Here is a 9196-nt window from a genome sequence, read left to right as displayed (position 1 = left end):
GATGCTGGAGGTAGAGTAACGCAGGAGCTTGTTACCGAGGATCACTATTCGCTTCAATCATCTGCCTTGCCTACAGCACTTTGAACTCCCGCTGAAAGATCACATATTTAATAGGATTGGTATTAAAGCAATGAGGCTGACATCATAGGGTATTGATAACAAGTTAACCGGCAGCGAAAGCAAATAATTGGCCGCGGCTTTTAATCTTGGTTTTTTTATAAATATTCTGAACGTGCATTTTGACGGTATTAACAGAAATTTTGAGCTCTTTGGCTATTTCTTCATTGGTTAATCCATGCAGTATGAGTGACAATACTTGCTGCTCTTTTTTGGTGGTGACAGCAAGGATTTTGGCGCGATTACCTGATGATGGAACCCGCTTTCTTTGGAGGATATATTTAGATACAGCTTTGGGATTAAAGCTAATGTCTCCGTCTTGTACTTTTTTGATGCTTTGTATTTGATGAGCGATAGCATCATCGGTACAAATGGCACCATGAAACCCCGATGAAATAAGGATAACTTCTAGTTCTACATTGAGAGCAGGACAAAATGCAATGTGCAAGTCGCTTTTAAATAACGCAGCAGATAAGTGATCTATGTCTTGTAGTGGGTTATGAAGATAATGCACCCAAATGGGGGGGCTATTTTCGGGAGTTAAAATAGTTGATAATTCTGATTGCCCATCGTTTGTATTGGTCTGAATTAGGTTAAATTCAAGCAGATTCGCGAGGTGTTGAAATTGTCCACAGAGGTGAACAGGAAAATCTACGATTAACAGGTTATTGCTGAACATGTCACATTCCTTGTTGAAAAAAACAGCGTCCGGTTGCTGTGGTGTTATATTTTACGGCTTGTTTGTGCCAATCATTGAAGAACATACATGGCAACGTTAGCAGTTATTATGTCAATATAATATCAATTATGCTTTTATTGATTAGCGTTTAGGCTTTCTAGAATGATTTGCTTTCCCTTTATTGGTCGTTGGCTTTTTAGGCTTGGAGCCTCGACCTTGCATAAAGTGTTCAGGGCCTTCAATTTTATCTCGTAGGCTTTGGATTGGCTTTTTCTTGGCTTTTTTAGGGGCATTTTTGGCCTCTGAAGATGAATGTTCAATTAACTTCATGAGTGTACTGAGCTCTTGTTCATCCAAATCGCGCCATTCTCCTACAGGTAGCCCTTTTAGCGAGACATTCATAATTGACTGTCGTTCTAGCTTGGTCACCTCAAAATTGAAATGTTCACACATTCGGCGAATTTGACGATTAAGGCCTTGAACTAAAATGATTTTAAATACGAATGTTGACACTTGTTCAACTTTACACTTTTTAGTAATAACGCCTAACATGGGGACGCCAGCTCGCATACCTTGTAGAAACGCTTCTGTGATTGGTTTATTAACCGTGACCACATACTCTTTGTCGTGATTGTTGCCTGCGCGGAGAATTTTATTGACTAAATCACCATTGCTGGTGAGAAAAATTAACCCTTGCGAATCTTTGTCTAAGCGACCTATGGGAAATATGCGTTCACTGTGGTTAACAAAATCGACAATATTATCGCGTTCGGTATTTTCTGTCGTACTCACAATACCGACAGGCTTGTTGAGCGCGATAAAGACTAAATCAGCTTCATCTCGCGGGGCAATATCTTGGCCGTTCACTTTAACTTTATCGCCAAATTCTACGCTGTCACCAATTTTGGCGCGCTTACCATTGATAAATACATTTCCTTGCTCAATGTAACGATCTGCTTCACGACGTGAGCAAATACCGCTTTCACTAATGTACTTATTTAAACGGGTTGCAGATTCACTCATGGAGGTTCCTTTATCAACATAAACACGCTGCGAAGGCAGGCTGGATCGGCGCAGATAATATCATAAAATAAATAGGCCTTTGAACTATTCTCGGTACGGTGATTTATTTATCACAAATTAAAGTCCATTTGAGTTGTGGCGTGCAGTTGTTGAGGCAACAGGTTTATGTCGGTTAATGTAGTTGTACTTTGTGCTAACTGTTGTTGCAGTAAATGGTATAAATCAACGGCTAATTGTGGCGCGTCGTGATTGTCTGGGGTGTGGATAAATAAATAGGGTTGTTTGTTTTGCGCTATCCATAAAGGGAGCTGTTTAAGCCAATTTTTAAAAAAGTGCTTATTAGCTTCAGCTTGTGGGTGACCAATAAAGCGTACAACGGGATTGTTAGCAGTGGCAATGGCGTGCACGGGGACTTTTGGCTTTTTTTGATGAGCATCGATCACCGCGGCTGTTGTTGGCGCGGCCGCAAACACAGGTCTTGTATCCATAATAATACGATTGCAGTTATTGTCGATGAGTAAGCGGTTTAATCTTTGCTCTGCTTCACCTTTAGCAAAAAAAGCACTATGACGCACTTCAACGCCATAGGTTAGCCCTTGTGGCACTTGCGTTAAAAACTGCGCTAATTGCGGCAAAGATTGTGGCCCAAAACTGGCGGGAAGTTGAATTTTCCACACTCCGGTTCGGTTCAGTAAAGGTCCCATGACATTAAAGAATTGTTGTAGAGCTGGCCCTGCATGCTGTAATTGTAATTCGTGGGTGATTTGCTTGGGCAGTTTAAAGGTAAACTTAAAATCGTCATGTGTTGCAGCATACCAATTTTGGACATTTTGCAACGACGGTGTGGCATAAAAAGTGGTGTTGCCTTCTACGGTATTAAATATTTCGGCATAACGTGCGAGCCGATTAGCTTTACTTGCACCATAGACTGTTTGTTGCCAGTGATTTTGAGACCACATAGCTAAGCCTAACCTTAGTGGGGGACCGCTTATTGTTGTTGAAGTGCTGTTGTCCAAAACAATCCTTAGGCTCGGGTAAATGTGCTTTTATATAAAAATATCAATACTGTGCTAATAAAGGCTGGATGACCGAAAAAGCAATATTTAGTTATTTTGTCTATATCTAATCGCTTTACCCATCTGATAAAATTATCATAATTAACCTTCACTCGGGTTAAGAAATGGGTGAAGGAAGGCAAAATAATACTATTCGGCCTATTTCATATCAATTAACAGTCAAATGGTGCGTTATTGTGATTTTATGCGTTAAATGGAGTGTTTGTGCCTAGTCCACATCCCGACAGTCAGTTTGATAATTATCGACCTAATACATCCCCCGTCAAGCCGACTCCGGTTCGTCGCAGTAAAGCGGGTTGGTTATTCATTGTATTATTGCTCGTAACGGCTTACCTCGTCGAGTTTGAGGTGCGGACATCGTATTATCAATCTTATTTTTTGCATCAGTATGCGACTAAGTTAACCTACAAATTACGTGATTATCGCAGCGATGCGGTGATTTACCCTAAATATGGCCCTTTTGACGACCGCCATGGATATAGCCAGCTTCCGCAAAAAATAGCCCGTTTAATTGAGCGTAATTATCAAATTACTCAACAAGTAGCATTTTCACCAATGTTGATGGATTATACCCAAGTTGGTTTTTTCCCGCCGTATCATGAAAAAGCTCAATCTGGTTTAGCAATTAAAGATTGCCGTGACATGACGGTTTTTGATTTCTCCTATCCTAAACGTGTTTATCAAGACCATGATAAAATTCCTGACCCAATCATAAACACTTTATTGTTTATCGAAAACCGTGAAATGTTAAGTCCAGAAGCTAAATACAACCCCGTTGTTGATTGGCCTCGATTTGTGTTGGCTGCAACGAGTCAGGTAGCGGGTATCTTTGGTGCTGATATGTCTAAAGCGGGGGGCAGCACCTTGGCAACCCAAATTGAAAAGTTTAGGCATTCTAACCATGGCTTAACCTTAAGTATTAAAGATAAGTTATTACAAATTGGTTCGGCCATTGTGCGAGTGTATCAACAAGGTGAAAGTACCCTTGGTGCTCGCCAACGTATCGTACAAGATTACCTCAACACAGTGCCATTATCATCGGCTCCTGGTTTTGGTGAAGTTCATGGTATTGGGGATGGACTATGGGCCTGGTTTAAAACAGATTTTAATCAAGCCAACCAATTACTCTTGAGCCGCCATACTCAGCAAAATGCTGCTGAGCGTGGCAAGGTATTTCGTCAAATCGTGGCCTTAATGATTGCTCAGCGTCGGCCATCGTATTACTTACTCCAAGGTCATGATGATTTAGCATCGTTAGTTGACAGTTATTTGCGTTTATTGGGTGGCGAAGGATTAATTGACACCCAATTAATGGTGTCATCACTTGAACAAACATTGCATTTCAACACTAACAAGTTAGCCACGGCTAACCTAAGCAATAATAAAGGGGTAAATGCGGTGCGGATCCGTACCGCAAGTATGTTGGGGTTAAGTTTGTTTGACCTCGATCGCTACGATTTATCGATCAACAGTACCTTTCATGGCGACTTACAACAGCAAGTTAGCGATTACTTACGTAGCTTAGCTCAGCCTAGTTCAGCTGAACGTATCGGCTTACTGGGGGAGCGTTTGTTGTCTGTGCAGCAGTTAGACAAGGTGCTTTATAGTTTTACTTTGTACGAAAGCACTGACAGTGCTAACCGTGTAAGGATTCAAACCGACAGTATTGATCAGCCGTTTGATATTAACGAAGGCAGTAAATTGGAGTTGGGCTCAACGGCTAAGTTACGTGTATTAGCCACTTACTTAGACATTATTGCCGAATTACAACAGCGCTTTTCAGCAATGACAGTCGCTGATTTACGCCAAGTGGATGTGGAGCGCAAAGACCATATTACTCGTTGGGTTGTCGATTATTTGATTACCACCCGAGACCGAAATTTAACCCGGATGTTGGATGCGGCCTTACAGCGTGAATATTCGGCTTCGCCAGAAGAGCGTTTTTTCACTGGTGGTGGCTTGCATGTATTTAACAATTTTAATAAAAAAGAAAACACTCGGGTACCAACCTTATACCAAGCATTGCAAGAGTCTATAAACTTGCCCTTTGTGCGATTAATGCAAGACATTGTTAGTTACAGTAGTAGTTATAACAGTGAAGGCAGTGTGTCGCAGTTATTACGTAACGACAAAGATCCGCGCCGAGAAGAATACCTAAAAGCCTTTGCTAAACGAGAGGGGAGTTCGTTTGTAAAACGTTTTTATCGCAAATATCGTCAGCTTACACCAGAGCAACGTCTTGAGGTGTTATTTGATGGTATTCAGCAACAAGAGCATAAACTAACGGCAGTTTATCGTTATTTAAAACCTTACGATGGTGCCCGTGAGTTAAAAGCTTTTTTAACTCAGCGATTACCGGCAAAAGCGTTTTCCGACAAACAGATTAATTTGCTGTACAGCAAATATGGCGAAGAAAAATTTACTTTAGCTGATCAAGGATATATTGCCCGAGTGCATCCGTTAGAACTGTGGGTATTACGCTATTTGAATGACTATCCAGAAACGGGCCTCACCCAAGTATTAGAAGATGCGCAGCCGCAGTTGCAAGAAGTGTATCGCTGGCTGTTTAGAACGCGATATCAAAATGCACGAGATGTGCGTATTCAAGTGATGCTAGAAGTGGAAGCTTTTTTAAGTATTCATCAGCGTTGGGTGAGAATGGGTTATCCGTTTGAATATATGGTGCCATCTTTAGGGTCTGCGTTAGGCAGCTCGGGCGACAGACCTGCAGCATTAGCAGAGTTAATGGGTATTATTCAAAATGATGGCTATCGTTACCCCACCGTGAGAATTGATGAACTGCAGTTTGCTAAAGACACCCCCTATGAGGTGACATTGGCCAATAACAAGCAGACGGTTATGCGGGTGATGCATCAAGAAGTTGCTCGAGCACTCAAACGGGCGCTCGCAAATGTGGTTGAAAATGGCACCGCGAGAAGGCTCAAAGGTAGCTTGGTTGATAGTAATGGTCAAATGATTGTTATGGGCGGTAAAACTGGCACCGGTGACAACCGCATTGCGACTGAGATCCGTAATGGTCGCAAAGTGTCTTCAACGGCCATAAACCGTACCGCAACGTTTGTGTTCTATTTAGGCGATCATCATTTCGGAACCCTAACGGCGTTTGTGCCAGGAGAAAAAGCTGATGACTTTAGCTTTACTTCAGCACTGCCATTACAAGTACTTAAAGGCATGATGCCGATTTTATCACCGATGATCAATCAACAAGAGCAGTGTCAAACTGGTTTATAGAGGCTTAATTGAGCTTGCTGCAATAAATAACAAGCCCATGCTATAAAGCATGGGCTTTTTGTATGAGCTAACATGGTATTAAACGCTAAAAAGACTGAGCATGACAATAACATGGCATATCACAGCGGCACTGGTTAAAATTGTACGCAATGTGAGATAGCTGGTGGAGGTTGATAATTGCTTGGCTTTAAATTCAATATATAATAAATACAGATAACCACTTGCTAGCAGAATAAGTGCAGATAGCGCGAACGGCGTTAACAGTGCTATCCAGCTTGCTAGTGCAATGATATTGCTGATAATAAGTAATTTAGCGATATTATCATCTAAAGTTAATATGACCGCTTTACCCCATAAAGTTCCGGCAATAAAACTGAGTATTACGGCACTGTAACTGACAAATCCCAACATAGTATGCTCGGGCGCTAATAAACTGTGATTAAATGCCAACACACTGAGAACAATAAAAGGTAATAAGCCTGCAAAACCTAACCATTGCCACGTTTTAATGCTATTCATCCTAAACCCCTTAATGTATGTGGATACCATTTGCTGCAAAAACAACCTTGAAAGCTCAACAGGCCTTAGAGAATAAATATTTATCAAACAGGCTTTGTTTCGCTATCTGTGTGGTATCGACTTACAATAGGCCAATCATTGAGGCATTAACATGCCTTATTAGTGAAACTCATGGTAAGTTTGATATTACATATATGAAACAAAAACGTTTTTAACGATTTATCCCATCTCTTATCCAGAATTGATGTTATCTATAATATAAATGATCTTGGTGACACAACATAGAAAAGGCGAACCCGAAATGAATATTTCTCTTCAACCGATTACTGAAGCAGATTTAGATATATTATTTGAATTTGAAAACGACCCGATAGCAAATAAAATGGCTGACTTTCCGGCACGTAAACGTAAAGCTTTTAACCAACATTGGCAGCAAAAAATATTGGCTAATGAAAAGGCTACGGCACAAGGGATTTGGCTTGATGATGTTCTAGTGGGAAATGTTGTCTCGTGGATTAATAGTGATTCAGCAGCAAAGTCTGATCCCCATATGCGTTTAATTGGGTATTGGATCGGACAAGAATATTGGGGGAAGGGCATTGCAACCAAAGCCGTCGAAATGTTTTTACAACAATTTATTTCTAGTCCAGTTTTTGCTTATATTGATAAACAGAACCAAGCTTCATTGGCGGTGGCGTATTCAAATGGTTTTTTCGACGTCACAGCTCAGTATCCGCAACTTATCAGTAAAGACAATTTACGTTTATTCAGACGTGGTAACGTTTAATTATCAAATTAATTAATGATTTCCGCCGCCACATCCACCGCAACAACTGCCACCATTAACTTGTTTTTTTGCCGTATTGTCAGCCTTAGATACTTTCGTTTCTGTTACATTAGTATCTTGGGCTTTAGGTGCCACATTGCTAATTGGTTCAGCTTGCTTGGCGGGTTTGAAAATACCGCTAATTGAAAAACTCATGGTGATACCTCGTGGTGGGATCTGGTTGTTGACTTTCGAAATGAATTTAAACATGCTTTTTATTTGCATGTAATAATTGTATAAGTCTTACTTTTTTAGTCAAGTATTATCTAATGGCATGCTTAAGATGTGTAGGGTGTAACCTTTCGCAGGTGTGTTAACGAACAATATTCCAGCCTATAGCTTTTGTTTTAATCTGAATGGGCGTGATAAACTGCGCTCCCACCGGTTTGGAGCTTTTATGTCCTTTACAGATTTATCGTTACATTCTATTTTGACGGATCGCTTAGCTGAATTAAATTATCAGCAACCTACACCGATCCAATTACAGGCGATACCGATCATTTTAAGCGGTAAGGATGTTATGGCAGGTGCGCAAACCGGTACCGGTAAAACGGCTGCCTTTGTGTTACCGATATTGCACCATATATTGACTCATACAGACAATTTAACAGTACAGCCAAATGCTCAACAGATGCATTCGCCCCCGATCACCGCACTAGTATTAGTCCCAACGCGAGAGTTAGCTCAACAAGTTCACCACAGTATCGAGCAATACGCTAAGGGCAGTTCTGTTAGTTGTGTGATGGTTTACGGCGGAGTGAGCATTGGTGCTCAAATACAGCAATTGGCTGCAGGTACCAATATTCTCGTCGCAACGCCTGGGCGTTTATTAGATTTAATACGTAAGCGCGCGCTGTCATTGTCGCAGTTAACTCACTTGGTATTTGATGAAGCCGATCGCATGCTGGATATGGGCTTTAAAGATGAAATTGTCGAAGTGCTCAAACGTTTACCAAGCATAAGGCAGACGCTGTTATTTTCAGCCACCTTAGATGACCGAATGCTAAGTTTTAGCCGTCGTTTATTACGTTCGCCGAAAGTGATTGAAGTGGCTTTACGCAATACGACAGCAAGTACAATTATCGAGCGGGTATTTAATGTTGATGCTAACCGCAAGTGCGCCATGCTGTGCCACCTCATTTCCACCGAAAAATGGCAGCAAAGCTTGATATTTAGTCGTACTAAACAAGGTGCTGATGCATTGGTTAAACAAATGCAGCAGGCTGGTGTGGCTGCTGAGTCATTTCATGCAGACTTATCACAAGCAGTACGGGAGCAAGTTTTATCAGCCTTTAAAGCGGGTGATGTTACCGCATTGGTGGCCACCGATGTTGCTGCTAGGGGGTTAGACATTAACGAATTACATTATGTCGTTAATATGGAATTACCATTTCAAATTGAAGACTATGTACACCGAATTGGTCGAACAGGCAGAGCGGGTAAAACGGGCCAGGCAATTACGTTACTGAGCGTGGATGATGAACCGTTACTGACTAAGCTGGAAGCTTTTTTAGATCGACGCTTACCACAACAGTGGTTGCCTGGATTTGAGCCAAACCTTGACATAATCGCTCCTGTTACTCGTAAAACAACTAAATCTGCATTAAAACAACAAGCACGTAAAAAGGCGTTAAAAGCGTCATCCTCTCGGGCTAAAAAACGCTAAAAAGTTATTCATCGGAACGTATTTTGGGTGGCATTTGT

At 41.3% G+C, this 9196-nt stretch carries 8 protein-coding genes; 3 read left to right on the top strand and 5 right to left on the bottom strand.

The genetic code is table 11. From position 1 onward, the window contains the following. Nucleotides 1-163: 163 nt before the first annotated feature. From ACWXWT_RS11870 to ACWXWT_RS11860, 3 genes are all read right to left on the bottom strand, one after another. Complete coding sequence (locus ACWXWT_RS11870; protein WP_456041795.1) at nt 164-796, bottom strand: LuxR C-terminal-related transcriptional regulator; 633 nt, start codon at nt 794-796, stop codon at nt 164-166. Nucleotides 797-937: 141 nt separating this feature from the next. Then, on the bottom strand, nt 938-1819 hold the full coding sequence (rluF, locus tag ACWXWT_RS11865) for a 23S rRNA pseudouridine(2604) synthase RluF (protein WP_456041794.1): 882 nt from the start codon (nt 1817-1819) through the stop codon (nt 938-940). A gap of 110 nt (nt 1820-1929) precedes the next feature. Then, nucleotides 1930-2835: a DUF72 domain-containing protein gene (locus ACWXWT_RS11860; protein ID WP_456041793.1), complete on the bottom strand. Its 906-nt coding sequence runs from the start codon at nt 2833-2835 to the stop codon at nt 1930-1932. Between the two features lie 264 nt (nt 2836-3099). On the opposite strand from ACWXWT_RS11860, the gene ACWXWT_RS11855 reads away from it, so the two are divergent. Beyond that, a complete protein-coding gene (locus ACWXWT_RS11855) occupies nt 3100-6147 on the top strand; it encodes a transglycosylase domain-containing protein (protein WP_456041792.1) in 3048 nt (1015 codons plus the stop codon). Between the two features lie 78 nt (nt 6148-6225). Here ACWXWT_RS11855 and ACWXWT_RS11850 read toward each other — a convergent pair whose 3' ends face one another. Continuing rightward, nucleotides 6226-6666, bottom strand: a complete 441-nt coding sequence (locus ACWXWT_RS11850; protein WP_456041791.1) for a DUF3429 domain-containing protein — start codon at nt 6664-6666, stop codon at nt 6226-6228. A 301-nt stretch (nt 6667-6967) separates the two neighbouring features. Between ACWXWT_RS11850 and ACWXWT_RS11845 the strand changes: the two genes are divergently transcribed. Then, on the top strand, nt 6968-7453 hold the full coding sequence (locus ACWXWT_RS11845) for a GNAT family N-acetyltransferase (protein ID WP_456041790.1): 486 nt from the start codon (nt 6968-6970) through the stop codon (nt 7451-7453). A 12-nt stretch (nt 7454-7465) separates the two neighbouring features. Here the strand turns inward: ACWXWT_RS11845 and ACWXWT_RS11840 are convergent, their stop codons facing one another. Then, the gene (locus ACWXWT_RS11840; RefSeq protein WP_456041789.1) at nt 7466-7648 is read right to left on the bottom strand and encodes a hypothetical protein; all 183 of its coding nucleotides are present in this window, start codon (nt 7646-7648) and stop codon (nt 7466-7468) included. Between the two features lie 241 nt (nt 7649-7889). On the opposite strand from ACWXWT_RS11840, the gene ACWXWT_RS11835 reads away from it, so the two are divergent. Then, nucleotides 7890-9158 carry a DEAD/DEAH box helicase gene (locus ACWXWT_RS11835; protein ID WP_456041788.1) on the top strand — a complete coding sequence of 423 codons (1269 nt, stop codon included), beginning with the start codon at nt 7890-7892 and terminating at the stop codon, nt 9156-9158. Nucleotides 9159-9196: the final 38 nt, after the last annotated feature.

This window comes from Shewanella sp. A22 (assembly GCF_053850585.1).
The sequence above is the reverse complement of the archived record's forward strand: the minus strand, read 5'-3'. Positions and strand labels throughout refer to the sequence as shown.